This window comes from Streptomyces sp. NPDC001339 (assembly GCF_042895955.1).
GTDB lineage: Bacteria > Actinomycetota > Actinomycetes > Streptomycetales > Streptomycetaceae > Streptomyces.
In genome coordinates this window covers 548,777-574,613 of record NZ_JBIAWT010000007.1, presented here as the reverse complement: position 1 = coordinate 574,613, position 25,837 = coordinate 548,777, and the positions used below count along the sequence as shown (strand labels likewise).

23 protein-coding genes and 1 riboswitch are annotated in these 25,837 nt (G+C 73.4%); of the genes, 15 read left to right on the top strand and 8 right to left on the bottom strand.

The window, feature by feature from the left end; genetic code table 11:
- Positions 1-93: 93 nt before the first annotated feature.
- The 3 genes from ACFY12_RS23390 to ACFY12_RS23380 form a co-directional block, all read right to left on the bottom strand.
- The gene (locus tag ACFY12_RS23390; protein WP_390717790.1) at positions 94-1,560 is read right to left on the bottom strand and encodes a hypothetical protein; all 1,467 of its coding nucleotides are present in this window, start codon (positions 1,558-1,560) and stop codon (positions 94-96) included.
- A 260-nt stretch (positions 1,561-1,820) separates the two neighbouring features.
- Positions 1,821-2,948 (bottom strand): alpha/beta hydrolase, encoded by a 1,128-nt coding sequence (locus tag ACFY12_RS23385; protein ID WP_390717789.1) that lies wholly within the window; start codon positions 2,946-2,948, stop codon positions 1,821-1,823.
- A gap of 123 nt (positions 2,949-3,071) precedes the next feature.
- Positions 3,072-3,728, bottom strand: coding sequence for a class II aldolase/adducin family protein (locus tag ACFY12_RS23380; protein ID WP_390717788.1), 657 nt, complete (start codon positions 3,726-3,728; stop codon positions 3,072-3,074).
- Positions 3,729-4,228: 500 nt separating this feature from the next.
- Between ACFY12_RS23380 and ACFY12_RS23375 the strand changes: the two genes are divergently transcribed.
- The 9 genes from ACFY12_RS23375 (at position 4,229) to cobC (ending at position 14,707) form a co-directional block, all read left to right on the top strand.
- The gene (locus ACFY12_RS23375; RefSeq protein WP_390717787.1) at positions 4,229-5,509 is read left to right on the top strand and encodes an anion permease; all 1,281 of its coding nucleotides are present in this window, start codon (positions 4,229-4,231) and stop codon (positions 5,507-5,509) included.
- 24 nt (positions 5,510-5,533) lie between these two features.
- A complete protein-coding gene (locus ACFY12_RS23370) occupies positions 5,534-5,770 on the top strand; it encodes a hypothetical protein (RefSeq protein ID WP_390717786.1) in 237 nt (78 codons plus the stop codon).
- A 285-nt stretch (positions 5,771-6,055) separates the two neighbouring features.
- A riboswitch (cobalamin riboswitch) is annotated at positions 6,056-6,188 on the top strand.
- 127 nt (positions 6,189-6,315) lie between these two features.
- Entirely contained in the window at positions 6,316-7,290 is a 975-nt protein-coding gene (locus ACFY12_RS23365) for a cobalamin biosynthesis protein (RefSeq protein WP_390717785.1), read from the top strand.
- Entirely contained in the window at positions 7,287-8,882 is a 1,596-nt protein-coding gene (locus tag ACFY12_RS23360; protein WP_390717784.1) for a cobyric acid synthase, read from the top strand. Before ACFY12_RS23365 ends, ACFY12_RS23360 begins: the two co-directional genes overlap by 4 nt.
- A 55-nt stretch (positions 8,883-8,937) precedes the next feature.
- Positions 8,938-11,103 (top strand): putative cobaltochelatase, encoded by a 2,166-nt coding sequence (locus tag ACFY12_RS23355; protein ID WP_390717783.1) that lies wholly within the window; start codon positions 8,938-8,940, stop codon positions 11,101-11,103.
- Complete coding sequence (gene cobO, locus ACFY12_RS23350) at positions 11,103-11,702, top strand: cob(I)yrinic acid a,c-diamide adenosyltransferase (RefSeq protein WP_390717782.1); 600 nt, start codon at positions 11,103-11,105, stop codon at positions 11,700-11,702. Before ACFY12_RS23355 ends, cobO begins: the two co-directional genes overlap by 1 nt.
- Positions 11,703-11,709: 7 nt before the next feature.
- A complete protein-coding gene (locus ACFY12_RS23345; protein WP_390717781.1) occupies positions 11,710-13,131 on the top strand; it encodes a cobyrinate a,c-diamide synthase in 1,422 nt (473 codons plus the stop codon).
- Positions 13,128-13,577, top strand: a complete 450-nt coding sequence (locus tag ACFY12_RS23340; RefSeq protein WP_390717780.1) for a cobalamin biosynthesis protein — start codon at positions 13,128-13,130, stop codon at positions 13,575-13,577. Before ACFY12_RS23345 ends, ACFY12_RS23340 begins: the two co-directional genes overlap by 4 nt.
- Entirely contained in the window at positions 13,574-14,707 is a 1,134-nt protein-coding gene (cobC, locus tag ACFY12_RS23335; RefSeq protein WP_390717779.1) for an Rv2231c family pyridoxal phosphate-dependent protein CobC, read from the top strand. The genes ACFY12_RS23340 and cobC overlap by 4 nt, the downstream gene beginning before the upstream one ends.
- Positions 14,708-14,911: 204 nt before the next feature.
- Here cobC and ACFY12_RS23330 read toward each other — a convergent pair whose 3' ends face one another.
- From ACFY12_RS23330 to ACFY12_RS23320, 3 genes are all read right to left on the bottom strand, one after another.
- Positions 14,912-15,961, bottom strand: a complete 1,050-nt coding sequence (locus tag ACFY12_RS23330) for an SCO1860 family LAETG-anchored protein (protein ID WP_390717873.1) — start codon at positions 15,959-15,961, stop codon at positions 14,912-14,914.
- A gap of 297 nt (positions 15,962-16,258) precedes the next feature.
- Positions 16,259-17,005, bottom strand: coding sequence for an SDR family NAD(P)-dependent oxidoreductase (locus ACFY12_RS23325; protein ID WP_390717778.1), 747 nt, complete (start codon positions 17,003-17,005; stop codon positions 16,259-16,261).
- A gap of 78 nt (positions 17,006-17,083) precedes the next feature.
- Positions 17,084-17,446: a hypothetical protein gene (locus ACFY12_RS23320; protein ID WP_390717777.1), complete on the bottom strand. Its 363-nt coding sequence runs from the start codon at positions 17,444-17,446 to the stop codon at positions 17,084-17,086.
- 85 nt (positions 17,447-17,531) lie between these two features.
- On the opposite strand from ACFY12_RS23320, the gene ACFY12_RS23315 reads away from it, so the two are divergent.
- Positions 17,532-17,909 carry an ArsR/SmtB family transcription factor gene (locus ACFY12_RS23315; RefSeq protein ID WP_390717776.1) on the top strand — a complete coding sequence of 126 codons (378 nt, stop codon included), beginning with the start codon at positions 17,532-17,534 and terminating at the stop codon, positions 17,907-17,909.
- Positions 17,910-18,075: 166 nt separating this feature from the next.
- On the opposite strand, the gene ACFY12_RS23310 is transcribed toward ACFY12_RS23315, so the two are convergent.
- The gene (locus ACFY12_RS23310; RefSeq protein ID WP_390717872.1) at positions 18,076-19,167 is read right to left on the bottom strand and encodes an amidohydrolase family protein; all 1,092 of its coding nucleotides are present in this window, start codon (positions 19,165-19,167) and stop codon (positions 18,076-18,078) included.
- Positions 19,168-19,683: 516 nt separating this feature from the next.
- Between ACFY12_RS23310 and ectA the strand changes: the two genes are divergently transcribed.
- From ectA to ACFY12_RS23285, 5 genes are all read left to right on the top strand, one after another.
- Complete coding sequence (gene ectA / locus ACFY12_RS23305; protein ID WP_390717775.1) at positions 19,684-20,247, top strand: diaminobutyrate acetyltransferase; 564 nt, start codon at positions 19,684-19,686, stop codon at positions 20,245-20,247.
- An 83-nt stretch (positions 20,248-20,330) separates the two neighbouring features.
- Positions 20,331-21,599, top strand: a complete 1,269-nt coding sequence (gene ectB / locus ACFY12_RS23300; protein ID WP_390717774.1) for a diaminobutyrate--2-oxoglutarate transaminase — start codon at positions 20,331-20,333, stop codon at positions 21,597-21,599.
- A 113-nt stretch (positions 21,600-21,712) separates the two neighbouring features.
- Entirely contained in the window at positions 21,713-22,132 is a 420-nt protein-coding gene (locus tag ACFY12_RS23295) for an ectoine synthase (protein WP_390717773.1), read from the top strand.
- 160 nt (positions 22,133-22,292) lie between these two features.
- Positions 22,293-23,192, top strand: coding sequence for an ectoine hydroxylase (gene thpD, locus ACFY12_RS23290; protein ID WP_390717772.1), 900 nt, complete (start codon positions 22,293-22,295; stop codon positions 23,190-23,192).
- A gap of 107 nt (positions 23,193-23,299) precedes the next feature.
- On the top strand, positions 23,300-24,622 hold the full coding sequence (locus ACFY12_RS23285) for an alpha/beta fold hydrolase (protein WP_390717771.1): 1,323 nt from the start codon (positions 23,300-23,302) through the stop codon (positions 24,620-24,622).
- 59 nt (positions 24,623-24,681) lie between these two features.
- Here the strand turns inward: ACFY12_RS23285 and ACFY12_RS23280 are convergent, their stop codons facing one another.
- Positions 24,682-25,812: an aminotransferase class V-fold PLP-dependent enzyme gene (locus ACFY12_RS23280; protein ID WP_390717770.1), complete on the bottom strand. Its 1,131-nt coding sequence runs from the start codon at positions 25,810-25,812 to the stop codon at positions 24,682-24,684.
- Between the last annotated feature and the right edge of the window lie 25 nt (positions 25,813-25,837).

Sequence of the window (25,837 nt, the reverse complement as noted above, 5' to 3'; positions counted from 1 at the left end):
GGGCCGTCACCGCAGCCGGCACACCCACGCCCGCCGCAGGCGTGACGGCGAGCAACAATCACGGCGGGAAAGCCGACAACGTGGGAAGCCGGCCTAGCGCAGCGACCCCGTATGGACCTGGAACGCCGCCCGCCGCACCGCCTTGGCCAGGGCCGGATCCGGATGGGCCGCGGCCAGGGCCACCAGCACCTGGACGGTGCGGGGGTGGCCGACGGCGCGTACCTCGTCCAGGAGGCGCGGTACCGAGCCCTGGACCGCCGAGTCGAGGTGGCGCACCAGCAACTGGATCTCGCCGTGGTCGGCGACGGCGGCCGCGGTGTCCACCCAGAGCCAGGTCGACTCCTCGCGGGTGAGCACATCGGGCGCGGTGTCCGGGTCGCCGCCCTCGTGCTCGACCAGCCACAGCAGCGCGTACGGGCGCAGGCCCGGTTCGTCGGCCGCGGCGCGTACGGCGGCCTCGGCCGGTGCGCCGACCGCGCGCAGCGCCTCGAAGGCCAGGCCGCGCAGGAGTGCGTCCTCGCCGCGGGCCACGGTCAGCAGCTCCTCGACGGCGGCGCCGACGGAGCGGGCGGCGAGCCAGGCGCGGTACTCGGCGCGGGCCGGTCCCGGGGTGAGCCGGGCGCTGCCGCGCAGCATCGCCTCCGCGGACTGCTCGATATGGCCCGCCGGGCTCTGCGCGGCCACGCAGATCTGCTCCAGCTTGATCCACACCGACCAGTTGCCGAGCGGTGTCAGCTGCGCCTCGGACGCGTCGTGGGTGCTCTGGTAGGAGCCGTCCGGGGCGCCGGGCGGCGGCACCAGCGCGCCGACCGTGAGCAGCGCGTCCAGCGCCCAGCCGAGCAGCTCGGCCAACGACGCCCCCGCGGCGTCGCCGGCCTCCGTCTCGGTGCCGCCGTCGGCCGGACCGGGCGAGGAGTCCTGCCCGTAGGGGACCTCGCAGCGTTCCGTGCGCAGTTCGGTGACGCGCTGCTCCAGCATGTCCAGCAGCACCGGCAGCCGGACCGGGCCGGCCGACAGGTGCAGGAGGGACAGCAGCTGCGGCAGCGCCTCGACGACCTCGGCGACGAGCGCGGGCCCGGCACCGGGCGGTGCGGGGCGGGCCAGCGACCAGGCGTCGAAGAGCGCGACCCAGCCGCGCAGCACCGCCGTGTCGTCGCGGTCCCAGGCGCGCAGTCGCCAGCCGGGGCGGGCGAGGCCGTCGTGGAGTTCGACGAGTCCGGCGAGCCGGGCCCGGTCCCAGTCGGTGCGGACCTGTTGCGGCGTCAGGCCCAGGGCGCCGGCGGCGCGTTCCACCGCGGGCGCGGGGAGCGCGCAGTCCTGGCCGGCACGCAGTCCGCCGCCCGGGCCGGCGACGTCGGCGCTGTCGGCCCAGCGGGCGAGCCGGGCGGCGCCGGCCAGCACGGCGCGGGCCTGGCGGGCCAGCTCCGAGGGCGGCGGAGTGCCCTCGGGCGGGCGGGGCGCCGGGCGCTTGGCCCGGGTGGCGACCGCCCGGCGGGCGGCCGTGACAGGTTGACGGGGGACGAGTCGGAGCCTGGAGTCGCGCGGAGTACGGGACGTCACAGGAGCAGTCTTGCGGCTGACGGCCCGAAAGCCCAATCGGACGACGGATCACGGTCCGATGGAACCGCACCACCCGGCCGTCGCACGCCCGATGTGGGGAGTTGTCCGCCTGTATGCCCCGGCGTCACCGGGCCAAGGCGCGTCCGAGGTGCGCCGGGGTCCGGTGCGCACCACGCGAAGAGCGGGCTCCGGCACGACAAGAGAAGGGCTCCGGCACTACAGGAGAAGCGCTCCGGCGCTACATGAGAGGGGCTCCGGCACTACATGAGAGGGACGAGGAAGCGCCGCAGGGCCTCTTCGTAGCGGGGCGGGTCCGCGTTCCACATCGCGGCGTGCGGTGCGTGCGGGACCGCGTGCAGGGTGATCAGCTCGGCGCAGCGGGCGGCGAAGGCCCGGGAGGCCTCCCAGGGGGCGATCAGGTCGTCGGGGCCGTGGAAGAGCAGGGTGGGGACGGTCAGCGCGGCCGGGTCGGCGGCGTCCGCGGGGCGGTGGACGGGCATACCGGTGGTGCCTTCGGCGGCGCGGACGACGAGCGGCAGCAGGCTGCGCGGGACCCCTCGGGCCGCGGCCAGCGCGCGGACCGTGGCGTGCCGGTCGAGGACCGGCGAGTCCAGGATCAGTCCGCTGATGCGGTCGCGCACCGCGGAGCGGGCGGCGGCCCGCAGGGCCATGGTCGCGCCGACGGACCAGCCGTGGAGGACGACGGCCCGGGCGCCGTAGCGGACCGCGTAGCGGATCGCCGCGTCCAGGTCGCGCCATTCGGTGTCGCCGAGATGGTTGATGCCGTCGGTGGTGCGGGGCGCGCCGAGGTCGTTGCGGTAGGCGATGTCCAGGACGGGCAGCCGGTGGCGGTGCAGGAAGGGCATGACCACCATGGGGTGTTCACGGGTGGTGCCCAGGCCGTGGGCGGTGATGACCCAGGTATCGCGTACGCCGGGGACGAACCAGGCGGGGAGGGGGCCCAGTTCGCCGGGGATGTCGACGTCGGCGCAGTCCAGACCGAGTGCGTCGCGGGGGTTGCCGATGTGCACCTGCGGGGTGAGCCGCATCCGGGTGCCCGGCCGGAGGGCGCCGTGGGTGACCCGTTCCAGACGGCGTACGACGGCGTCCACGGGGTGCGGTCCGCCATGGACGACGGAGCCGATCACGGCATGGCAGCCGGCTCCCGTGAGGCCGTAGGTGCCGGGCCGCAGGGACACCAGGCTGCGGGTGAGGGTGATCCGCTCGGCGCCGACGGAGTGCACGGTGAGACGGGAGTCGCCCGGGAGGGGGTGCTCGGGTGACGGTTTCAGGGCGATATCGCCGGCGTACCGGCCGACCGCCACGGCGGCCGCCCCGGCACCGAGCGCACTGAGGGCGGCCGTGGCCGCCGCTGTACCCGGACGCATCTCCTCAGTGTGCGCAGCGGCGTCGGGTGCGGCCACTTGGCGGAGACGGCGGGGTGAGCGGCCACCGGACGGACGGCGGGGCTTCCGGCGCAGGGCCCGGGCGGCCGGGCGGTGTGCTGGACCCTAAGGCTGGCCGTAGCCCGCCAGGCGGGCGCCGGCCGCGGCCAGCTCGTCGGCCGACAGCAGGCTGGGAGTGTGCCCCGGTACGGAGCGGGCCAGGAGCCAGACCCGGCACATCCACTCCAGCTGGGCGGTGCGGTCGAGGGCCTGGTCGAGGCTGTCGCCGTAGGTGAGGGTGCCGTGGTTCCGGAGCAGGGCTCCGGTGCGGTCGCGGAGCGCGTCGAGCAGGTGCGCGGCGAGTGCGTCGGTGCCGTAGAGGGCGTACGGGGCGACGCGTACGGGGCCGCCGAGCGACGCGGCCATGTAGTGGACCGGCGGGAGTTCGGTGAGGAGCGTGGAGACGGCGGTGGCGTGCGGGGCGTGGGTGTGGACGACGGCGGTGGCGTGCGGGGTGCTGCGGTACACCGCCAGGTGCATGGGCAGCTCGCTGGTCGGCCGGAGATGGCCGATGATCTGGCGTCCTTCGAGGTCGACGGCGGTGGTGTCACCGGGGCCGAGCCGGTCGTAGGGGACGCCGCTGGGGGTGACCAGGATCAGGTCCTTGATGCGGCGCGAGACATTGCCGGACGTTCCGACGACGAGGCCGTCGGTGACGGTTCTTCGGGCGGTGGCGACCAGTTCGCTCCAGGCGGCGGCGAGCGGGTCGGGGCGGTCCTTCATGGGTCCTCCGGCTCGGTGCGACGACAGGGGGCGGTGCGACGGACAGGGCGGTGCGGCGAAAAAGCGCGGAAGCGGATGCGGCGGACAGGCGGGACGCCGGACAGGCGGGACGGCGGCGGACGGGCGGGACGACCGACAGGCGGGACGACGGATGGCGAATGCGCGCCACCGTACGGGCAGGCCGGGGCCGGGGCCGGAGGCGCCGAGGGCCCTCCGTTCCGGTTCCGCCATCAGGTGACATTTCTTACCGCTCCTCGCCCTGCCGGCCGTTGCGGGGCGGGCCCCCGCGCGCCCCTCCCCCTACCCTCGGCCCCCTGGGAGCCCTGCTACGGCAGAGCAGAACAAGGTGGCCGAAAGGTGAGGCGGAAGTGACGTGAGAGGCACCTCCGCGCGAACAGCGCGGTGACGTCATCGCCAGGCCCGCATCAGTTCACTTTCCGTTCACCCACTCTCCGTACGGTCCCCGGCGACACTGACCTTCGAACTGATTGCCTGGGTGAATGGAACACATCACGCTTCTCATCGGGATCGTGATCGTCACGGCCTTGGTGTTCGATTTTACGAACGGCTTCCACGACACGGCCAACGCAATGGCCACCACCATCTCCACCGGCGCCCTGAAGCCCAGGACCGCGGTGGCGATGTCGGCAGCGCTCAACCTCGTCGGCGCTTTCCTGTCCGTGGAGGTGGCCAAGACCATCTCCGGGGGGATCATCGATGAGAGCGCCGGTATCAGACCCGAAGTGATCTTCGCCGGTCTGGTCGGCGCCATTGTGTGGAACCTGCTGACCTGGCTCGCGGGCCTCCCCTCCAGCTCGTCCCACGCGCTCTTCGGCGGTCTGATCGGTGCCACGCTGGTCTCCGTCGGCTCCCAGGGCGTGCACGGTGACGCCGTGGTGATGAAGGTCCTGATCCCGGCGGTGGCCGCCCCGATCGTCGCCGGAGTGGCCGCGACGGCCGCGACCCGGCTGACCTACCGCCTGGCCCGCAACCGCGACGAGGCCGACACCGCCAAGGGCTACCGCGCCGGCCAGATCGCCTCGGCCGCCCTGGTCTCGCTCGCCCACGGCACCAACGACGCCCAGAAGACGATGGGCGTGATCACCCTCGCGCTGATCACCGGAGGCGTGGTCGCCCCGCACGCCGACCCGCCGCTGTGGGTCATCGCCTCGGCCGGTCTGGCCATCGCGCTCGGCACGTACCTGGGCGGCTGGCGGATCATCCGCACGATGGGCAAGGGCATCACCGACATCCAGCCGCCGCAGGGCTTCGCCGCCCAGACCGGCGCCGCGGCCACCATCCTGGCCTCCTCCCACCTCGGCTTCGCGCTCTCCACCACCCAGGTCTGCTCCGGCGCGGTGACGGGCTCGGGCCTGGGCCGCAAGGGCGGCGTGGTGCGCTGGTCCACGGCCGGCCGGATGGTCGCCGCCTGGGCCCTGACGCTGCCGGCCGCCGGTGCGGTCGCGGCGGGCGCCGCGCTCCTGGCCAAGCAGGGCACCTGGGGCGTGACCGCGACGGCCGTCCTCGCCCTCGCCGTCTCCGGTGCGATCTGGGCCGCCTCGCGGCGCAACACCATCGACCACACCAACGTCAACGAGGTGCCGCCCGCCGAGCCGGCGGGCGTGGTGACCACCGCGCTCCGGGCTGTCTCCCCTCCCCCGGCGGGCCAGCCGGCCCCGGCCGCCTCCGGCGACGCCTCGCACTCCGCCGACGAGCCGGAGGTCGCACAGCACGGCTCCCCGTCCGCCCCACGCGCCCAGGCCGCGACGGCCACCCCCTAGCGGCTCTCACCCAAGGAACCCTTCATGAGCATCGACTGGGCAGCATTCGGTCAGGTCTTCGGCGTCAGCATCGTGGTGACGGTCGGGATCGTGGGCCTGTTCACCCTCGGCATCGTCGGTACCTCCCGCAAGCCGGGCCGGGAGGGCGAGGCCGCCGCGGCGACCGCGCCCGGTGCGGGCGCGCGGGCCGGGGCGGTGGCCGCCTTCGCCCTCTGCGCGGCGGCCGTGGCGTACGGCATCTACCTGATCGTCGCCAGCTGACAGAGAGTCCTGACAGAGAATCACGGCGCCGAAGAGAATCACGGCACCAAGGGGAGGCGGGGCCCCGCTCGAGGCGTTCGCGGATCACGGCATCGGCCACGATCCGCGAACGCCTCTCCGCTTCTCCGGCCGACGTCTCCGGCCGGCGCGTCGTCACCCCTGCCACTCCGTTGCCCTTCTGTGGCCTCCGCCACAGCCGCCGCCACGGCGTAGCGCCGCAGGTCAAGGGCGAGTTGACGGGCGTTCGCGGCGCGTGGTGGACTGCCGGAGCCAATCGGCGACAGCAGAGGAAGTCCGGTGCGAATCCGGCGCGGTCCCGCCACTGTCACCGGGGAGCGCTCCTCCGACGAGGGCCACGGCTCGTACCCGTACGGGCTGGAAGGCCGGAGGCCACGCCGATCCGGGAGCCAGGAGACTCTGGTCGCCGTTCACGTCGAACCAGGGCGCGGACCCTGAGTGAGGACATACCGCCATGGCCCTGTCGTCTCCTCCCTGCCGTCCGCCCGCCGCAGGGCCCGTTCGAGGCCTGACGGCGGCCTGATCCGATGCGCGGCGAACACGCGGGATACGCGTGCGGCGCGGCCCTCGGCTTTCTCGGTGACCTGGTCGCGGCGGATCCGCGGCGCGGCCATCCGGTGGCCGCGTTCGGCCGGGCCGCGTACACCGTCGAGCGCCGGCTGTGGCGCGACCACCGCGGCTACGGGGCGGTCCATGCCGTGCTGTGCGCGGGTGGCGCGGCCGCCGGTGCCGCACTGCTGCAGCGCGCCGTACGGGACCATCGCGGTGCCCGGGTCGCGCTGACCGCGATGACGGTGTGGGCCGTGCTGGGCGGCACCTCGCTCGGCCGGGAGGCGCGGGCCCTCGGCGGAGCGCTCACGGCGGGCGACTGGGACGTGGCCCGGGAGCGGCTGCCGCATCTGTGCGGGCGCGATCCCCAGGCCCTGGACGGGCCGCAGATGGCCCGCGCGGTGGTGGAGTCGGTCGCCGAGAACACCTCGGACGCGGTGGTGGGCGCACTGGTGTGGGGCGCCGTCGGCGGAGTGCCCGGGCTGGTGGCGTTCCGGGCGGTGAACACACTGGACGCGATGGTGGGTCACAAGTCCCCGCGTTACCGCCGCTTCGGCTGGGCCTCGGCCCGGCTCGACGACCTCGCCGGCTGGCCCGGCTCCCGGCTGACCGCCGCGCTGACCGTGCTCGCCGGCCCGGACCGGCGCGGCGCGCTGCGGGCCTGGAAGGCGGACGGCGCGGCCCACCCGAGCCCCAACGCGGGCCCGGTGGAGGCGTCGTTCGCGGGCGCCCTGGACGTACGGCTGGGCGGCACGCTGGCGTACGGCGGACGGGTCGAGCACCGCCCGGTGCTCAACGGCGGGGCGCGGCCGGCCACGGCGGCGGACATCGAGCGGGCGGTACGGCTCTCGCGGCGGGTGAGCGCGCTGGCGCTGGCGGCGACGGTGGCGGGGCGGCTGGCGGCGGGGCTGGCGTGGGGCGCGGTACGGCGGACGCGAAGGGAATCGCGATGAGCGGGCGGACGGCTGCGTCCGATGGCACGGCATCCGGCGGTACGGCATCCGGCAGCAAGCCGGGCGGCGGGCTGCTGGTGGCCGGTACGACCTCGGACGCGGGCAAGAGCGTGGTGACGGCGGGCATCTGCCGCTGGCTGGCCCGGCAGGGCGTCAAGGTGGCGCCGTTCAAAGCGCAGAACATGTCGCTCAACTCCTTTGTGACGCGGGAGGGCGCGGAGATCGGACGGGCCCAGGCGATGCAGGCCGCCGCGGCCCGAGTGGAGCCGACCGCGCTGATGAACCCGGTGCTGCTCAAGCCGGGCGGCGACCGCAGCAGCCAGGTGGTGCTGCTGGGCAAGCCCGTGGGTGAGCTGAGTGCGCGCGGCTACCACGCCGGGCGGCAGGAGAAGTTGCTGGGCACGGTGACGGAGTGCCTGGCCGAGCTGCGGCGCACGCACGACGCCGTGATCTGCGAGGGCGCCGGCAGCCCCGCCGAGATCAACCTGCGGCGCACCGACATCGTGAACATGGGCATCGCCCGGGCCGCCCGGATACCGGTGGTGGTGGTCGGTGACATCGACCGCGGCGGGGTCTTCGCGTCCTTCTTCGGGACCACGGCGCTGCTGTCGAAGGAGGACCAGGCGCTGGTCGCGGGGTATCTGGTCAACAAGTTCCGGGGCGATGTGACGCTGCTGGAGCCCGGGCTGGAGATGCTGCGCGGCCTCACCGGCCGCCCCACGCTGGGCGTGCTGCCCTTCGCGCACGGGCTCGGCATCGACGAGGAGGACGGCCTCCGGGTGTCGCTGCGCGGCGCGGTGCGCGAGAGCGTGGTGGCCCCACCGCACGGCGCGGACGTCCTGCGGGTGGCGGTCTGCGCCGTACCGCTGATGTCGAACTTCACCGATGTGGACGCGCTGGCCGCCGAACCGGGCGTGGTGGTGCGGTTCGTGGACCGGGCCGAGGAACTGGCCGATGCGGATCTGGTGGTGCTGCCCGGTACCCGCGGTACGGTCCGGGCACTGGAGTGGCTGCGTGCGCGCGGTCTCGCGGACGCCCTCGCCCGGCGGGCCGCCGAGGGCCGCCCGGTGCTGGGCATCTGCGGCGGCTACCAGATGCTCGGCGAGCGCATCGACGACGAGGTCGAGTCGAGGGCGGGCACGGTCGACGGACTGGGGCTGCTGCCCGTACGGGTGCGGTTCGCGGTGGAGAAGACCCTCGCCCGCCCGTCCGGCGAGGCGCTGGGCGAGCCGGTGGAGGGCTACGAGATCCACCACGGTGTCGCCGAAGTCACCGGCGGGGACGAGGCGTTCATGTCCGATGACCAGGGGCACGGCCTGGACGGCTGCCGGGTGGGCTCCGTATGGGGCACACACTGGCACGGTTCCCTGGAGAGCGACGCCTTCCGCCGGGCCTTCCTGCGACGGGTCGCGGCCGACGCGGGCCGGGCGTTCGTCCCGGCCCCCGACACCAGCTTCGGCACCCTGCGCGAGGAGCAGCTGGACCGGCTGGGCGATCTGATCGAGGAGCACGCGGACACGGCGGCGCTGCTGCGGCTGATCGAGGACGGAGTGCCGGAGGGGCTGCCGTTCGTGCCTCCGGGGGCGCCATGAGGGGTACGCAACGGACGGTTCCGGGAGCCGACGGCGACGTGGAGGACGAAACAGCATGACAACCGCGCACAACACGACCACCCCGCAGTACCCCTTCACGGCCGTCGTCGGCATGACCGATCTACGGCTGGCACTGCTGCTGAACGCGGTGAGCCCCGCGGTCGGCGGGGTGCTGGTCCGCGGCGAGAAAGGGACCGCCAAGTCGACCGCAGTACGGGCACTGGCGGCGCTGATGCCGACCGTGGACGTGATCGGCGGCTGCCGCTTCGCCTGCGCGCCCGCCGCGCCCGACCCCGGCTGCCCCGACGGGCCGCACGGGCCGGGCGCCGCCGAGTCCCGCCCGACCCGTATGGTCGAACTGCCCGTCGGCGCCTCCGAGGACCGGCTGGTCGGCGCGCTGGACATCGAACGGGCCCTGTCCGAGGGCGTGAAGGCCTTCGAACCGGGTCTGCTGGCCGACGCCCACCGCGGCATCCTGTACGTCGACGAGGTCAACCTCTTGCACGACCACCTGGTGGACCTGCTGCTCGACGCCGCCGCCATGGGCGCCTCGTACGTCGAGCGCGAGGGCGTCTCCGTACGGCACGCCGCGCGCTTCCTCCTCGTCGGCACCATGAACCCCGAAGAGGGCGAACTGCGGCCGCAGTTGCTGGACCGCTTCGGGCTGACGGTCGAGGTCGCGGCCTCGCGGGAGCCGGAGCAGCGGGTGGAGGTGGTCCGGCGGAGGCTGGGGTACGACGCCGATCCGGCCGGCTTCGCGGCGCGCTGGGCGGCCGAGGAAGAGGAGCTGCGGCAACGCATCGCGGCGGCACGGGAGTTGCTGCCGGATGTGGTGCTGGGCGACCGGGCACTGCGGCAGATCGCGGCGACCTGTGCGGCGTTCGAGGTGGACGGGATGCGCGCGGACATCGTGATGGCCCGCACCGCCACCGCGCTGGCGGCGTGGGCGGGCCGCACCGACGTCCTGGAGGAGGACGTCCGGCAGGCCGCGCTGCTGGCACTGCCGCACCGCCGGCGCCGCAACCCCTTCGACGCCCCCGGCCTCGACGAAGACAAACTGGACCAGGTCCTGGAGGAGTTCGGCGCGGACGAGCCCGCGGACGAGCACACGGACGGCGACGACGATCCGGAGCCGGACGGTCCGGACGGCGGCCCCGACGGGGGCGGCCCGGGCGGCGGGCAGCCCCCGCAGGAGGGCGGGCCGGACGGGCCCCCGCCGGGCCCCGAACTGCCCCACCAGCAGGACCGGGAGACCGGCCAGACCGACCCGCAGGCTCCCGATGAGCCCGAGCCCGACGCCCAGCCCCAGCCCCAGCCCCAGGGCGGCGCGGCCGGCGAGAAGCCCGCGGTCGGGGCCGCCGAACCGTTCCGGACCCGCCGCCTCGACGTCCCCGGCCTCGGCGAGGGCGCCGACGGCCGCCGCTCCCGCGCCCGGACCGCGCACGGCCGGACGACCGGTGCCCGGCGCCCCCACGGCACCCTGGGCAAGCTGCACCTGGCCGCCACCGTGCAGGCCGCCGCACCGCACCAGCGGGCCCGCGGACGGCGGGGCACCGGCCTGCTCATACGCCGGGACGACCTGCGCGAGGCGGTACGCGAGGGCCGTGAGGGCAATCTCGTGCTGTTCGTCGTGGACGCATCCGGCTCGATGGCGGCACGGAAGCGGATGAGCGCGGTCAAGGGCGCGGTGCTCTCCCTCCTGCTGGACGCCTACCAGCGACGCGACAAGATCGGCATGATCACCTTCCGGGGCGCCGACGCCCAGTTGACGCTGCCGCCGACGTCCTCCGTCGAGGCCGGGGCGGCGCGGCTGGAGCAGCTGCCGACCGGCGGCCGCACGCCCCTGTCCGCGGGCCTGCTGCGGGCCCATGAGGTGCTGAGGGTGGAGCGGATGCGGGATCCGTCGCGCCGCCCCCTGCTGGTGGTGGTGACGGACGGGCGGGCCACGGGTGGCCCGGAGCCGGTGGTCCGGGCGCATCGCTCGGCCCGGCTGCTGGCCGCCGACGGCATCGCCTCGGTGGTCGTGGACTGCGAGGCCGGCCCCGTACGGCTGGGCCTGGCCGGCGAGCTGGCCCGGGAGCTGCGGGGCACCGCCGTCACCCTCGAAGAGCTGCGCGCGGACAGCGTCTCCGCGCTCGTACGCGACGTACGGACGGCACACACGACACGTACGGCACACATGACACGGGCGACGACACCGACGACACGGAGGGCCGCGTAATGCCACAAGGACAGCCGAGCGTCATCCCGGAAGACGGGCTCACCACGCGCCAGCGCCGCAACCGCCCGCTGGTGCTCGTCCACACCGGTATCGGCAAGGGCAAGTCGACCGCCGCCTTCGGGCTGGCGCTGCGGGCCTGGAACCAGGGCTGGCCGATCGGGGTGTTCCAGTTCGTCAAGTCGGCGAAGTGGAAGGTCGGCGAGGAGAACGCGCTGAAGGTCCTGGGCGCCTCCGGCGAGGGCGGAACCGTCGACTGGCACAAGATGGGCGAGGGCTGGTCCTGGATCCAGCGCGACGGCGAGATGTCCAACGAGGAGAAGGCGCGCGAGGGCTGGGAGCAGGTCAAGCGCTGCCTGGCCGAGGAGACGTACAAGCTGTACGTGCTGGACGAGTTCGCGTACCCGATGCACTGGGGCTGGGTGGACACCGACGAGGTGGTGTCGGTGCTGCGCGATCGTCCGGGCACCCAGCACGTCGTCATCACCGGCCGCAACGCGCCGCAGCCGCTGCTGGACGCCGCCGATCTGGTCACCGACATGTCCAAGGTCAAGCACCCGATGGACGCCGGCCAGAAGGGCCAGCGGGGTATCGAGTGGTGAGCGCCCGGTGAGCACGCCCCGTCTGGTCATCGCTGCCCCGGCCTCCGGCAGCGGCAAGACGACCGTCGCCACCGGGCTGATGGCCGCGTTCACCGAGGCCGGGCTGACGGTCTCACCGCACAAGGTGGGCCCGGACTACATCGATCCGGGCTACCACTCCCTGGCCACCGGCCGCCCCGGCCGCAACCTGGACGCCTATCTCTGCGGCCCCGGCCGGATCGCGCCGCTGTTCCGGCACGGTGCGGCGGGTGCGGATCTCGCGGTCGTCGAGGGCGTGATGGGGCTGTTCGACGGCGCTTCCGGCATGGGCGAGCTGTCGTCGACGGCCCAGGTGGCGAAGGTGCTGCGGGCGCCGGTGGTGCTGGTGGTGGACGCGTCCGCGCAGTCCCGGTCGGTGGCCGCGCTGGTGCACGGCTTCGCGTCCTGGGACCCGGAGGTGCGGCTGGCCGGGGTGATCCTCAACAAGGTCGGCTCGGACCGTCATGAGGCGCTGCTGCGGGAGGCGATGGGCTCGTCCGGGGTGCCGGTGCTCGGCGTGCTGCGCCGTGACGGGCTCGCCGGTACGCCGTCCCGCCATCTGGGCCTGGTGCCGGTCGCCGAACGGCGGGCCGAGGCCCTGGAGTCGGTACGGGAGCTGGCCGCACGCGTCCGCGCGGGCTGCGATCTCGACGCACTGCTGGCGCTGGCCCGTTCCGTACCGGAGCTGCCGGACGCACCGTGGGACCCGGCGGCGGCGCTGTTCGCGGGAGCCGCTCCCGGTACGGCCGGGATACCTGGTACGGCCGGGACAACGGTTCCCGGACAGCCACTGATCGCGGTCGCCGGCGGCGCCGCGTTCACGTTCTCGTACGCCGAACACACCGAGCTGCTGACCGCCGCCGGCGCCGAAGTGGTCCCCTTCGACCCGCTCCGGGACGAGGAACTGCCGCCCGGAACCCAGGGGTTGGTGATCGGCGGCGGCTTCCCCGAGGTGTACGCACCGGAGCTGTCGGCGAACGCGCCGCTGCGCGCGGCGGTGGCCCGGCTGGCCGCCTCCGGCGCCCCGGTCGCCGCGGAGTGCGCCGGGCTGCTGTACCTCTCCCGTGCGCTCGACGGGAAGCCGATGTGCGGAGTGCTGCCCGCCGAGGCACGGATGACCGAACGGCTCACCCTCGGCTACCGGGAGGCGGTGGCGCTCGGCGACAACGCGCTGGCCGCGGCCGGGACGCGGGTGCGCGGCCACGAGTTCCACCGGACGGTACTGGAGCCGGGCGCCGGCCCGGAGCCGGCCTGGGGCCTGACCCACCCCGCACGGCGGGTGGAGGGCTTCGCGGCCGGCGGGGTGCACGCCTCGTACCTCCATGTGCACTGGGCCGCGGAGCCGTCCCTGGCGGTCCGGCTGGTGGCGGGCGCCGCGCGGGCCGCGGCGGTTCAGGGCACCGCCCGATGACCGGCGGCCCCGCCACCGCGCCACTGAGCGTCGGTGTGGGCGCCCGCCCGGGCGTCACGGAGTCCGAGGTACTGGACCTGATCACCGCCGCGCTCACGGCGGCCGGGTGCGCCACCCGGCCGATCGCGGCCCTGGCGACGGTGACGGCCAAGGCCGGCGAGCCGGGCCTGGCCGGGGCGGCCCGGCGGCTCGGCGTACCGCTGCGGGCGTTCCCGGCCGCGGCGCTGGCGGCCGTACGGGTGCCCCGGCCCTCCGCCGCCGCGGCCGACGCGGTCGGGACGCCGAGCGTCGCGGAGGCGGCCGCCCTGCTGGCCGCGGGCCCGGGCGCGGAACTGGTCGCGGGCAAGCGGACGTCAGCGCGCCCGGGGCGGCCGGCCCGGGCGACCTGCGCGCTCGCCGCACCCCGGACGCCCGCGCCACCGCCCGGCACCAAGGAGACCCTGTGACCTCACCCCCCGCCCGGCACGAGCCTGCCGGGCCGGCGCACCACGAGCCGGATCTGCGGCACCACGGCGACGCCGAGGTACGTGACGCGCAGGCCGTGCCCACCGGTCCGGCCGGCCGGACCGGCCTGACAGACCCGACACACCTGACAGACCTGGCGGTCAACGTCCGCGCCGGCACTCCCCCCGCCTGGCTCAAGGAGCGGATCGCCGCCTCGCTGGACGGTCTCGCCGCGTACCCGGACGACCGGACGGCACGGGCCGCGGTCGCCGGGCGGCACGGTCTGCCGGCGGAGCGGGTGCTGCTGACGTCGGGGGCCGCGGAGGCCTTCGTCCTGATCGCCCGCGCCTCGGGGGCTCGTCGGCCGGTCGTCGTCCATCCCCAGTTCACCGAGCCGGAGGCGGCGCTGCGGGACGCCGGACACACGGTCGGACGGGTGCTGCTCACCGAGCGGGACGGCTTCCGGCTGGATCCGCGCGCGGTGCCCGAGGACGCCGACCTCGTCGTCGTCGGCAACCCCACCAACCCGACGTCCGTGCTGCACCCCGCCGACGTACTGGCCCAACTTGCCCGCCCCGGCCGGATGTTGGTGGTGGACGAGGCGTTCATGGACGCGGTGCCCGGCGAGCGGGAGTCGCTGGCGGGGCGCACGGATCTGCCGGGCCTGATCGTGCTGCGCAGCCTCACCAAGACCTGGGGGCTGGCCGGGCTCCGTATCGGCTACCTGCTGGCCGCCCCGGACACCGTGGCCGCCCTCCAGCGGGCCCAGCCACTGTGGCCGGTCTCCAGCCCCGCGCTGGCCGCCGCCGAGGCGTGCAGTGCGCCCGCGGCGCTGGCGGAGGCGGCCGAGGCGGCCGAGGAGATCGCCGTCGACCGGGCTCATCTGCTGGCCCGGCTGGGCGAGTTCGGGCAGATCCGGGCGGCCGGTCCGGCGGCGGGGCCCTTCGTCCTGATCCGGCTGAAGGGCGCGGCGGACGTCCGTACCGCACTGCGTGCCCGGGGTTTCGCGGTCCGCCGCGGCGACACCTTCCCCGGCCTCGGCCCCGACTGGCTCCGCCTCGCGGTCCGCGACCGCGCCACCACGGACCGCCTGATGGCGGCTCTGGCCGACGTCATCGCCCCGGCACCCTGAGGTCCTGACACCCCGACGCCCTGACCCCGGCGGGAGTTCGCCACCGCGCCTCGCCGGGCCCTGTCGCTCCACGTGCTCCGAGGACCCGGCGAGGGGGGCGGGGTGCGCCGCACGGACCGCGTGAAGCCGATACGGCGCACCCCGGGCCGCACCCCATACGCGGCGCCCCCACAGCACCGGCACGAGGTACGGAGTACGGGTCGGTCAGTCGCGGCCGCCCTGCTGGGCGCCGGCGCGCCGCCGACGGGTGTAGACCGTCGCTCCGGCACCCGCGGCGATCAGCAGGGCCGCGCCGCCGGCGAGGTACGGGGTGGCCGAACTGCTGCCGGTCTCCGCGAGGTTCTCGGTGTCGGTCCGGGAGCCGGACTGGCTCACATGGGTGCCGCCCCCGGCGGGCTTGTCGCCACCGCCGGACCCTCCGCTACCGCCCGTACCGCCTGTGCCGCCCGTACCGCCTGTGTCGCCACCGGTGGTACCGCCCCCGGAGCTGCCACCGGAAGCGCCGCCCGACGCGCCTCCGGAACCGTTGTCGTCGGGCGGGTTGCCGTGCGGCGTGGTGCACTTCGCCTCGGCGAGGGTGACCTTGCCCCGTACATCGGCGACGTTCAGCTTCAACGGATTGACCGAGACGTTCAGTTCGAGCGCGGTGGCCGCGGCACTCTTGGACGTGTGGCTCTTCTTGGACAGGTCGAGCCGCACCTCGCCCACGCCGGGGACCTTGACCTCCGTCGTGCCGCCCGCCGTGAGCGTCACCTTCTTGCCCAGGACATGGACATCGCCGAGCACATTGGACTCGGCGCGCGTCCGGCCGCCGGCCTCGCACACCGCTTTGGCGGTGACCTGCTGGACCTCGATCAGCGACAGCAGCGGCAGGCCGGGCAGGTGCACCTTGGCGTTGACCAGGTTGGCGTAGCCCTCGTTCCGGCCGCGGTGGGCGGCGGCGCGGGCGGTGGCGACATCGGCGCGCAGCACGGTGAACGGCTTGCCCTGCTCGACGCCGTCGAGCTTGGCGGTGAGCGTGGTCTTGGCGGCGGTGGCCGGGGCGTGCACGTCGTTGAGGGCGACGTTCAGCGGGACGTCGAGCGTCTTGTTGAGCAGGCCGACGTTCAGGCCGGCACGCAGCACGACCGCGTCGGCGGTGCCGGCGGCCGGGCCGTGGTCTCCGGCGGCATGGGCGGGCGCGGCACCGAGCAGGACGGCGGGGCCGGCCGTGAGCGCCGTGGCGACGACGGCCGTGGCGAGACGCCTGGACATGCCGTAGGAGGTGGTGGAGCTGCTGGACACGTGTGTGGAACCCCCACGAGAGAAGTGGAGCCGCCGGCCGCGCCAATGGGGGACATCACGCGGGCCGACGACCTCGACCCGCACATCGTGTCCGTACCGAGGGTGAACGGGCAGCCACGTGAGGTCAGTTCACCCCAAAGGGTGAGTTTCGCGTCTGCATTCGATTCCCGTGGCGCGGCCCGCCTCTCCGACCACAGCCCCCACCGCACGACCACCCCACCGCACGAGCGCCCCACCCCACGGCCACCCCACCGCACGGGCGGGCCGTCACCTCATCAGGGCTCCCCCGTTGACGTCGTAGGTGGCGCCGGTGACGAACGATTCCCGTGAGGCCAGGAAGACCGCGACCCGGGCCACCTCCTCCGGAGCGGCGATCCGGCCGAGCGGGACCTGGGCGGTGAGAGCCGCGAGCGTGTCCGGGGCGACCGAGCGGACCATGGGCGTATCGATCATGGCGGGGGCGACCGCGTTCACCGTGATGCCGTACGGAGCGAGTTCGGCGGCGAAGACCCGGGTGAGCGCGAGCAGTCCGGCCTTGGCCGTGCCGTAGGCGGCACCGGTGGGACGGGGCGTCTGCCCGGCGATGGAGGCCATGTTGACGACGCGTCCGAAGCCGCGGTCGCGCATACCGGCGGCGACGGCGCGGGTGAGGAGGAAGACAGCGCGCAGATTGACCGCGAAGACCTCGTCCCACTCCTCGGGGGTGGTCTCCCAGAGCGCCTTGGCGAGCGGCCGGGCGGCGTTGTTGACGAGGACGTCGACCGGGCGCCAGGCCTGGATCTCCTCGTACGCGGCATCGATCGCCGCGGGGTCGGACAGATCGGCACGGACCGGCAGGACGCGTGCGCCTCCGGGGTCGAGGGCGGCGGCCAGCTCGTGGTTGGCGGTCTCGTCGATGTCGAGGGCGGCGATGTACGCGCCTTCGGCGAGGAAGGCGCGGACGATTGCGGCGCCGAGCCCCTGGGCGCTGCCGGTGATCAGTACGGTGCGGCCGGCGAGGCCGGTGTCGAGCACGTGCGGGCCTTTCTGGACGAGGAGTCGGAGATCAGGTCTGGACGGGGAGTCGGAGATCAGACGGGGATCAGACAGGGATCAGGCGGTGCCGAAGAACAGCGGGCGGCCGACCCTGGCCTCGATGCGCAGATAGCGCCAGAGCCGGCCGTCGCCCACTTCGGTGTCGCGGACGATGCCGCAGATCCGGGAGACGGTGTCCAGGTCGGGGACGTCGGCGAGGAGGTACGACGTCCAGGGCCACGCGGTGGAGGCGCCGACCATCAGCTGGTCGTCGTCCATGGTGCCGAGCACCTGCGCGCCGAAGCGTTCGGCGAGGCGCTCGAAGGCGGGCGGGAGGGCGGCGGCGACGGAGGCACGGGTGGCGTCGTCGGCGGCGAAGAAGTCCTGGGTCACGCCGATGCAGAAGAGGGTGCGCAGCGGGGTGCCGGGGGTGTCGGTCATGGCGGCCTCGGGGAGAATGCTTAGAGGATCGTCGAAACGTGGTGACGATCAGGACGTTAGCACCCAGTTAGAGAGTTCTCGAACAATGCCCCCTACGGAACGACGGCCCACGGCCCCGCCCACCCCCGAGCCACCCGCCTCGTCCCCACCGGCCGACGCCGACCAGCCGGAGACCGACCGGATCCGCCTCGGCGAGCTGCTGCAGGCGTTCAGCGATCCGCTGCGCCGGGAGATCGTCCGGCGGCTGGCCACGGACGGCGAGGCCGGCTGCGGGGACATCGAACTGCCGGTCACCCGCGCCACCGGCTCGTACCACTTCCGGATCCTGCGGACGGCGGGCTGGACGCACACCCGCCGGATCGGCCGGGAGCGCTACATCTCGCTGCGCCGCGCGGACCTCGAGGAACGGTTCCCGGGTCTGGTCGACGCACTCCTGCGGGCGGCGGAGGCGGACCGGGGGTAGGGGCCTACGGGGGCAGGACCCCGGGACGGGACCCCAGGACAGGACCCCAGGAGGGGCGACCCGCGGGGACCCTTAGGGGGCGGTCGAACAGATCCCCTAAGGGTCGCGAGGGCCCCCTGCGGGTCCACAACGACGAGGAGCAGGGCGGGTATTCCCGCCCCTCAGCTCAGCCGACGACCCGCCCCCGCAGAACCACCCGCCGCGGTGCCGCGAGGACGCGGACGTCGGCGCGCGGATCGCTCTCGTAGACCACCAGGTCGGCGGGGGCGCCCTCGGTGAGGCCGGGGCGGCCGAGCCAGTCCCGGGCGCCCCAGGTGGTGGCGGAGAGGGCGGCGACGGCGGGCAGTCCGGCCCTGGTCAGTTCGACGACCTCGTCCGCGACCAGGCCGTGGGCCAGGGAGCCACCGGCGTCGGTCCCGGCGAAGACGGGCACGCCGGCGTCGTAGGCGGCCCGTACGGTGTCGTAGCGGCGGGCGTGGAGGCGGCGCATATGGTCCGCCCAGCGCGGATACTTCGCCGCGCCGCCGTCCGCGAGTTGCGGGAAGGTGGCGATGTTGACGAGGGTGGGGACGATGGCGACGCCGCGCTCGGCGAACAGCGGAATGGTGTCCTCGGTGAGTCCGGTGGCGTGCTCGATGCAGTCGATGCCGGCCTCGACGAGCGGGGCGAGGGTCTCCTCGGCGAAACAGTGGGCGGTGACCCGCGCGCCGAGCCGGTGCGCCTCGGCGATGGCGGCCTCGACGGCGCCGCGGGGCCAGCAGGCGGAGAGGTCGCCGGTGGAGCGGTCGATCCAGTCGCCGACGAGTTTGACCCAGCCGTCGCCGCGGCGGGCCTCCTGGGCGACGTAGGCGACAAGGTCCTCGGGTTCGACCTCATGGGCGTAGTTGCGGATGTAGCGCTTGGTCCGGGCGATGTGGCGGCCGGCGCGGATGATCCGCGGGAGGTCCGCGCGGTCGTCGATCCAGCGGGTGTCGGAGGGGGATCCGGCGTCGCGGATCAGCAGGGCGCCGGCGTCACGGTCGGTGAGCGCCTGTTTTTCGCTGGTGGGGGCGTCCACCGGGCCATGGGCGTCCAGGCCGACGTGGCAGTGGGCGTCGACCAGGCCGGGCAGCACCCAGCCCTGCACCGTGGTGGCATCGCGTGCCATGGCCGGCCGGTCGTAGGTGACCCGGCCGTCCACGACCCACAGCTCGTCGCGCACGTCGTCCGGTCCGACGAGGACCCTCCCCTTGAGGTGCAGCACCGCACCTTCACTCATGGACGTCATACAGGCACTTTAGGACGCGCGGCCGGGCGGGTGGAGGGAGCGGTTCACCGTGGACATTCCCGCGGCGCTCCCGGGGCGTTCCTGTCACGTTCCTGCCGCGTTCCCGCAATTCTCGCCGTATGTTCTTACAGATCTCGCCATAGACTTGTCAGGGCCCCGTTGCCCGGGTTTCCATAGGGCTTCCGGCGGTCTCCGAGGTCCTTCTGTGGGCGAATTCCCCATTCTCCGGAAGCGCAGCTTCCCGTATTCTTCTGCCCGCTTTTCCACAGCTCAAACGCCAAGATTTCGCTAGTATCAGGTTCCGCAATTCGGACGCTTCTCGCGGGCGTTATGGAGCTGTGACCGACCACACAGAGTGTCCGTTTCACACCAAACCTCCCGGGCAAATCGGGAGATTTTTCGACCTGATCGCGTACCCGGGCGCGCCCGCGCGATAACACATTCCGCACGTTCACGTAACCCCTGCCCGCGATGCAATTTCGTTTTCCGCTGGGTAAATTCAATTCCATGACCGCCGCACAAGCAGCCCATGCACGTGCCCGAAGCGATATCAGAGAATTGCCGGAGGGCTTCAAGCTCGACACCCCCCGAGTGGCGGACGGAACCGCGATCTGGCGAATCGCCCGCGACTCGAAGGCGCTGGACCTCAACTCGTCGTACAGCTACCTCCTGTGGTGTCGCGACTTCGCCGCCACCTCCGTCGTCGCCCGCGACCCGGAGGGCGAGCCGGCCGCCTTCCTCACCGGCTACATCCGCCCCGAGCGCCCGGAGACCCTCGTCGTCTGGCAGATCGCCGTCGACGACGCGCACCGCGGCAAGGGGCTGGCCGCCGCGCTCCTCGACGAGCTGACCCTGCGCGCCATGGACGAGCTGGACATCCGCTTCGTCGAAACCACCATCACCCCCGACAACGCCGCGTCCAACCGGCTGTTCGCGTCCTTCGCCGAGCGGCACTCGGTGCCGGTCAGACGCGAGGTGCTCTTCGACGCGGGGCTGTTCCCCGAGCAGGGCCACGAGCCGGAGGTGCTCCACCTCATAGGCCCGTTCACACCGTCGGCCCCCGGGCAGTAGCGCCCCGGCGTCCCGGCGCTCCGGAACCCTGGCGCCCCGGAACAGACTTCCGCATCCCCGCACTCATCTCCCAGGAGCATGCTGTGACCATCACCCAGCCCGATCTGAGCGTCTTCGAGACCATCGAGTCGGAGGTGCGCAGCTACTGCCGTGGCTGGCCCACCGTCTTCGACCGCGCGCAGGGCAGCCGGCTGACCGACGAGGACGGGCACACCTACCTCGACTTCTTCGCCGGTGCCGGATCGCTCAACTACGGCCACAACAACCCCGTCCTCAAACGCGCCCTGATCGACTACATCGAGCGGGACGGCATCACCCACGGCCTGGACATGTCCACCACGGCCAAGCGGGCGTTCCTGGAGTCGCTGCAGAACATCGTCCTGCGGCCGCGCGACCTGCCCTACAAGGTCATGTTCCCGGGCCCGACGGGCGCCAACTCCGTCGAGGCCGCGCTGAAGCTGGCCCGTAAGGTCAAGGGCCGCGAGTCGATCGTGTCCTTCACCAACGCCTTCCACGGCATGTCGCTGGGCGCGCTCGCGGTCACCGGCAACTCCATGAAGCGGGCCGGCGCCGGCATTCCGCTGGTGCACGGCACCCCGATGCCGTTCGACCACTACCTGGACGGGCAGACCCCCGACTTCCTGTGGTTCGAGCGGCTGCTGGAGGACCAGGGCTCCGGCCTCAACAAGCCCGCCGCCGTGATCGTCGAGACGGTCCAGGGCGAGGGCGGCATCAACGTGGCGCGCCCCGAGTGGCTGCGCGCGCTGGCCGCGCTCTGCGAGCGGCAGGACATGCTGCTGATCGTCGACGACATCCAGATGGGCTGCGGCCGTACGGGTGCCTTCTTCTCCTTCGAGGAGGCGGGCATCGTGCCGGACATCGTCACCGTCTCGAAGTCCATCAGCGGCTACGGCCTGCCGCTCGCGCTCACCCTGTTCAAGCCCGAGCTGGACATCTGGGAGCCCGGCGAGCACAACGGCACCTTCCGCGGCAACAACCCGGCGTTCGTCACCGCCGCCGCGGCGCTGGACACCTACTGGGCCGACGGTCAGATGGAGAAGCAGACCCTCGCCCGCGGTGAGATCGTCGAATCGCACCTGAAGGCCCTCGTCGAGGAGCACCCGGACACCTTCGCCGAGTACCGCGGCCGCGGTCTGGTGTGGGGCCTGGAGTGCAACGACAAGAGCCTCGCCGGAAAGATCGCCAAGCGCGCCTTCGAGCTGGGTCTGCTGATCGAGACCTCCGGCCCGGAGAGCGAGGTCGTCAAGCTGCTGCCGGCCCTGACGACCACCCCCGAGGAGCTGGACGAGGGCCTGCGCGTCCTCGGCCGCGCGGTCCGCGACTGCGCCTGAGCCGCACCGCGGCCCGGCCCTGCCCGGCTCGGCTCGGCTCCCGGGAGCGGAGAAGCATCCCGGGGACGCACCGCACAGCTCCACAACGTTTCACAGAAAGGCACCGACTCACCGTGATCGTCCGATCCTTCCAGGACATCGAAGGCACCGACCGCCACGTCAAGGCCAAGTCCGGCACGTGGGAGAGCAAGCGCATCGTCCTCGCCAAGGAGCGCGTCGGCTTCTCGCTGCACGAGACCGTGCTCTACGCGGGCACCGAGACCTCCATGTGGTACGCCAACCACATCGAGGCCGTCGTCTGCACCGAGGGCGAGGCCGAGCTGACCAATGACGAGACCGGCGAGAAGCACACCATCACGCCCGGCGTGATGTACCTGCTCGACGGGCACGAGAAGCACACCATGCGGATCAAGAAGGACTTCCGCTGCCTGTGCGTCTTCAACCCGCCGGTCACCGGTCGCGAGGACCACGACGAAAACGGGGTATACCCGCTTCTGACCGAGCCGGACACGGAGCCCGAGCCGGCGGTCTGAACCCTCCGACCGGTCCGGCCGGTCCGGGCCGTCACCCGCCTGCCCCGTCCGGCAGCCGAGAAAGGCACGCACACAGCACACCTCACCACCACGACACCTCAACACCTCACGCATCGATCGCGTACGCCAGATTCCGTACGAGAGGAGAGGAAGGCAGCACATGACCACCGCACCCGAGCGCACCGCCGACCTGTATCCGACCCGGGGCACCGAAGAGGTGCTCATCGAGCGCAAGGACCCCGTGGTGTGGTCCGAGCCGGGCGCAGCGGGGCCGGTGACCGCCGAGGAGCTGGCGGGGTTCGAACGGGACGGGTTCCTGGCGATCGACCAGCTCCTCAGCCCGGACGAGGTGGCCGTCCACCGTGCCGAGCTGGAGCGGCTGATCCACGATCCCGCGATGCGGGAGAACGAGCGCGCCATCGTGGAACCGCACTCGAAGGAGATCCGCTCGCTCTTCGAGGTGCACCGGATCAGCGAGGTGTTCGCCGAGCTGGCGGCCGATCCGCGCATCGCCGGACGGGCGCGGCAGATCCTGGGCTCGGACGTCTACGTCCACCAGTCCCGGATCAATATCAAGCCGGGTTTCGGTGCGAGCGGGTTCTACTGGCACTCGGACTTCGAGACCTGGCACGCGGAGGACGGTCTGGCGAACATGCGCACCGTGTCGGTGTCGATCGCGCTCACCAGGAACTACGACACCAACGGCGGGCTCATGATCATGCCGGGCTCGCACCGGACGTTCCTGGGCTGCGCGGGCGCCACGCCCAAGGACAACTACAAGAAGTCGCTGCGGATGCAGGACGCGGGCACGCCGTCGGACGAGGCGCTCACCCAGCTGGCGTCGGAGTACGGCATCCGGCTGTTCACGGGTGAGGCCGGTTCGGCGACCTGGTTCGACTGCAACGCGATGCACGGCTCGGGCGACAACATCACGCCGTACCCGCGCAGCAACGTCTTCCTCGTCTTCAACAGCGTGGAGAATGCGGCGGTGGAGCCGTTCGCGGCTCCGGTCCGGCGCCCGGAGTTCGTCGGCGCGCGGGACTTCAGACCGGTGGGGTGACGTCCGGGCCCTCGGCACAGGGGGCCGGTCGTACAGGTGGCGCGGTCGCGCACGGCAGGGTCCGTGCGGCGGCCGCGCCCTGTCGTGCGAGGAGGGTTCGAGGAGTCATGGCTGTCGACCGGCTGCCCGGGGTGGTACTGACCGACCATGTGCTGGAGGCACCGCTGGATCACGACGATCCGGGCGGTGAGCGGCTGACGCTGTACGGCCGGGAGGCGGTGGCCGCGGGCCGGGAGGACGCCGAGCTGCCCTGGCTGGTGTTCCTGCAGGGCGGCCCCGGGTGCCCGTCGCCGCGTCCGGTGGGGCAGGAGTCCTGGCTGAAGCGGGCCCTGGAGAACCACCGGGTGCTGCTGCTCGACCAGCGCGGCACCGGACGCTCGGCCCCGGCGAACCGCCAGACCCTGCCGCTGCGCGGCGGACCGGAGCAACAGGCCGCGTACCTGGCGCACTTCCGGGCCGACTCGATCGTCCGGGACGCCGAACTGTTCCGCCGCCTACTGGTCCCGGACGGCGGCCCGTGGAGCGTACTGGGCCAGAGCTTCGGCGGTTTCTGTACGGTCTCCTACCTTTCGCACGCCCCGGAAGGCCTGTCGGCGGCGTATGTCACCGGCGGCCTGCCGGGACTGACGGCGACCGCCGAGGACGTCTACCGGGCGGCGTATCCGCGGGTCGCCCGCAAGAACGCGGCGCACTACGCCCGGTATCCGCAGGACGTGGCGGCGGTGCGGCGGATCGTGGAGCATCTGCGCGAGCACACCGTACGGCTGCCGGGCGGCGGGTTGCTGACCGCCGAGGCGTTCCAGGCCCTGGGCCTGATGCTGGGCAGCGGCACGGGTTCGCACACCCTGCACCACCTGATCGCCGAGGCCTGGGTGCCGGGTCCGGCGGGGCCTGAGCCGGCGGACGGGTTCCTGCATGCCGTACAGGGCCATCTCTCCCATGCCGCCGCGCCGTTGTTCGTGGTGCTGCACGAGTCGCTCTACGGTCAGCGCTCGGTGGACCCGGGGCCCACCCGCTGGGCGGCCCAGCGGGTCCGGCACCAACTGACGCCGGAGCACGCCGCGTTCGACGTGGATACGGCGCTGGCGGGTGACGGGCCGGTGTACTTCACCGGCGAGATGATGTACCCGTGGCTGTTCGACACCGACCCGGCGCTGCGCCCGCTGAAGGAGACCGCGCAGGCGCTGGCGGAGCGGACGGACTGGCCGGATCTGTACGACGCCGGGCGGCTGGCGGCCAATGAGGTACCGGCCGCCGCGGCGGTGTACTTCGACGACATGTACGTCGACACCGCGCACTCGCTGCACACCGCCGAGGCCATCCGCGGGCTGCGGGTGTGGGTGACCAACGAGTGGGAGCACGACGGCCTGCGGGTGAGCGACGGGGCGGTGCTGGACCGGCTGATGCGGATGGCACGCGGGGAGATCTGAGTACGGAGATCTGCGTACGGAGATCCGAGTACGTGGTGCGCGCCGGCCATCCCGACCGGCTACCCCAGGAGCGCCAGCAGCCGGTCCACGTCCGCCGTCGAGTTGTAGAGGTGGAAGGCCGCGCGGAGCAGTCCGCCGCGCACCGAGACCTGTACGCCCGCCTCGGCCAGCCGGTCCGCGGCGTCCACGAGGCCCGGGGTGGAGACGATCGCCGAGCCGGGCGCGGGGCGTGGCGTCAGACCGCGTTCGGCCAGCCCCTCGCGGTAGTACGCGGCGAGCGCGGTGTTGTGGTCGTGGACAGCGGCCACGCCCAGTTCCTCGACGAGGGCGAGCGACGCTTCGGCGCCGGCGTACGAGAGGAAGACGGGCGGTTCGTCGAAGCGCCGCGCGCCGGCGGCCGGGGTGATCAGGCCGTAGTTGGACGCGCCGGGGTCCTCCCCGGCAGCCCAGCCGGCATGCAACGGAGCCGGCCAGTGCGGCCCTTCGCCGCCCGTACCGCCGCCGTCCGTACCGCCGGCATCCGTGCCCCCGCCGTCCGTGCCGTCGGCATCTGTGCCATGCGCACCACCGAACGCCAGGAACGTCGCCCCGCGCGGGCACATCAGCCACTTGTAGGCGCCGGCAACGAGGTAGTCGAAGTCGGCGGCGCGCAGCGGCAGCCAGCCGGCGGCCTGGGTGGCGTCGACGAAGGTACGCGCCCCGTGGGCCCGCGCGGCCTCCCGTACCGCCGCGAGGTCGGCGATCCGGCCGTCCAGCGACTGCACGGCGCTGAAGGCGACCAGTGCGGTACCGGGGCCCACCGCGTCGGCGAGCGCTTCCAGGGGGACGGTGCGCAGCGTGACGCCGGGGTGGGCGCCGAAGGGGTTGAGGAGGGAGCTGAAGTCGCCTTCGGGCGCGAGGACTTCGGCGCCGGGCGGGAGGGAGGCGGCGATCAGCGCGGACCGTACGGCGACCGAGCTGCCGATGGCGACGCGCTCGGCGGGAAGGCCCAGCAGGCGGGCGAAGGCGGCCCGGGAGGCGGTGGCGGCGGCGAAGTAGTCGCGGCCCATGGTGCCGTAGGAGGTGGATTCGTCGATGGCCGCGCGCAGTGCGGCGGCGCTGCGGCGCGGGAGCAGTCCGCTGGAGGCGGAGTTCAGGTAGGTGGTCTCGGGCGCGAATTCGGCCCCGCCGAGTGGCTCGTGTCGCTGCATGATCCCACTGTGCTCGGCCCGGGCC

What these genes read in the sequence shown, in the direction of transcription:
- ectA (WP_390717775.1), top strand. Translation starts at nt 19,684, where the DNA reads ATGACCGCCGCACAAGCAGCCCATGCACGTGCCCGAAGCGATATCAGA.
- ACFY12_RS23365 (WP_390717785.1), top strand. Translation starts at nt 6,316, where the DNA reads ATGCGCGGCGAACACGCGGGATACGCGTGCGGCGCGGCCCTCGGCTTT.
- ACFY12_RS23360 (WP_390717784.1), top strand. Translation starts at nt 7,287, where the DNA reads ATGAGCGGGCGGACGGCTGCGTCCGATGGCACGGCATCCGGCGGTACG.
- ACFY12_RS23375 (WP_390717787.1), top strand. Translation starts at nt 4,229, where the DNA reads ATGGAACACATCACGCTTCTCATCGGGATCGTGATCGTCACGGCCTTG.
- ACFY12_RS23380 (WP_390717788.1), bottom strand. Translation starts at nt 3,728, where the DNA reads ATGAAGGACCGCCCCGACCCGCTCGCCGCCGCCTGGAGCGAACTGGTC.
- ACFY12_RS23330 (WP_390717873.1), bottom strand. Translation starts at nt 15,961, where the DNA reads ATGTCCAGGCGTCTCGCCACGGCCGTCGTCGCCACGGCGCTCACGGCC.
- ACFY12_RS23340 (WP_390717780.1), top strand. Translation starts at nt 13,128, where the DNA reads ATGACCGGCGGCCCCGCCACCGCGCCACTGAGCGTCGGTGTGGGCGCC.
- ACFY12_RS23355 (WP_390717783.1), top strand. Translation starts at nt 8,938, where the DNA reads ATGACAACCGCGCACAACACGACCACCCCGCAGTACCCCTTCACGGCC.
- ACFY12_RS23285 (WP_390717771.1), top strand. Translation starts at nt 23,300, where the DNA reads ATGGCTGTCGACCGGCTGCCCGGGGTGGTACTGACCGACCATGTGCTG.
- thpD (WP_390717772.1), top strand. Translation starts at nt 22,293, where the DNA reads ATGACCACCGCACCCGAGCGCACCGCCGACCTGTATCCGACCCGGGGC.
- ACFY12_RS23310 (WP_390717872.1), bottom strand. Translation starts at nt 19,167, where the DNA reads ATGAGTGAAGGTGCGGTGCTGCACCTCAAGGGGAGGGTCCTCGTCGGA.
- ACFY12_RS23315 (WP_390717776.1), top strand. Translation starts at nt 17,532, where the DNA reads ATGCCCCCTACGGAACGACGGCCCACGGCCCCGCCCACCCCCGAGCCA.
- ACFY12_RS23280 (WP_390717770.1), bottom strand. Translation starts at nt 25,812, where the DNA reads ATGCAGCGACACGAGCCACTCGGCGGGGCCGAATTCGCGCCCGAGACC.
- ACFY12_RS23370 (WP_390717786.1), top strand. Translation starts at nt 5,534, where the DNA reads ATGAGCATCGACTGGGCAGCATTCGGTCAGGTCTTCGGCGTCAGCATC.
- cobO (WP_390717782.1), top strand. Translation starts at nt 11,103, where the DNA reads ATGCCACAAGGACAGCCGAGCGTCATCCCGGAAGACGGGCTCACCACG.
- ACFY12_RS23320 (WP_390717777.1), bottom strand. Translation starts at nt 17,446, where the DNA reads ATGACCGACACCCCCGGCACCCCGCTGCGCACCCTCTTCTGCATCGGC.
- ACFY12_RS23385 (WP_390717789.1), bottom strand. Translation starts at nt 2,948, where the DNA reads ATGCGTCCGGGTACAGCGGCGGCCACGGCCGCCCTCAGTGCGCTCGGT.